Genomic DNA, 949 nt, shown 5'->3' with positions numbered 1-949 from the left:
CCAACGCCGGCCACGCCACCGAAGCCAACATGGACCGCCTCGACGGTGCCGGCGCTGCCGCTGCCATCGAAGCCCGCGCCGTCACCGCCAACGACTCCGCCGCCATCGTGCGCGCCAAGGCTGCCCTGGACAAACTCGACGTCGCCGAAGGCCTCGCCGAACTCGAAGGCGCTTCCGCCCGTGTCGCCGTTGACGAAAAGCGCATGATCAACTGCCGCGCCGACCTCAACCAACTCGTACCCTTCAAGTACGACTGGGCCTGGCAGAAGTACCTCGACGGCTGCGCCAACCACTGGATGCCGCAAGAGGTCAACATGACCGCCGACATCGCCCTGTGGAAAAACCCCGAAGGCCTGACCGACGACGAACGTCGCATCGTCATGCGCAACCTGGGCTTCTTCTCCACCGCCGATTCCCTGGTCGCGAACAACCTGGTGCTGGCCGTGTACCGCCTGATCACCAACCCGGAGTGCCGCCAGTACATCCTGCGCCAGGCCTTCGAAGAAGCGATCCACACCCACGCCTACCAGTACTGCATCGAATCGCTGGCCATGGATGAAGGCGAGATCTTCAACATGTACCACGAGATCCCATCGGTCGCCAAAAAGGCAGCCTGGGGCCTGAAATACACCCGTTCGATCTCCGATCCGAAGTTCGAAACCGGCACCGTCGACACCGACAAAGAACTGCTGCGCAACCTGGTCGCTTACTACTGCGTGCTGGAAGGCATCTTCTTCTACTGCGGTTTCACCCAGATCCTGTCCATGGGCCGCCGCAACAAAATGACCGGCGTGGCCGAGCAGTTCCAGTACATCCTGCGCGATGAGTCGATGCACCTGAACTTCGGGATCGACGTGATCAACCAGATCAAAATCGAAAACCCACACCTGTGGGATGCCGACATGAAGGAAGAAGCGACCCAGATGATCCTGCAAGGGACCCAGCTGGA

Annotated in this window: 1 protein-coding gene; it reads left to right on the top strand. The window is 61.0% G+C overall.

Annotation, left to right across the window (positions count from 1 at the left end; translation table 11 throughout):
- Positions 1–29: 29 nt before the first annotated feature.
- Positions 30–949, top strand: a 920-nt coding sequence (locus HBO24_RS29315; protein ID WP_222933251.1) for a ribonucleotide-diphosphate reductase subunit beta, incomplete at its 3' end; no start/stop codon positions are given.

The sequence above is a fragment of the Pseudomonas sp. WS 5410 genome (assembly GCF_012985645.1).
Lineage (GTDB): Bacteria > Pseudomonadota > Gammaproteobacteria > Pseudomonadales > Pseudomonadaceae > Aquipseudomonas > Aquipseudomonas shahriarae.
This window is presented reverse-complemented; position numbering and strand designations above follow the sequence as displayed.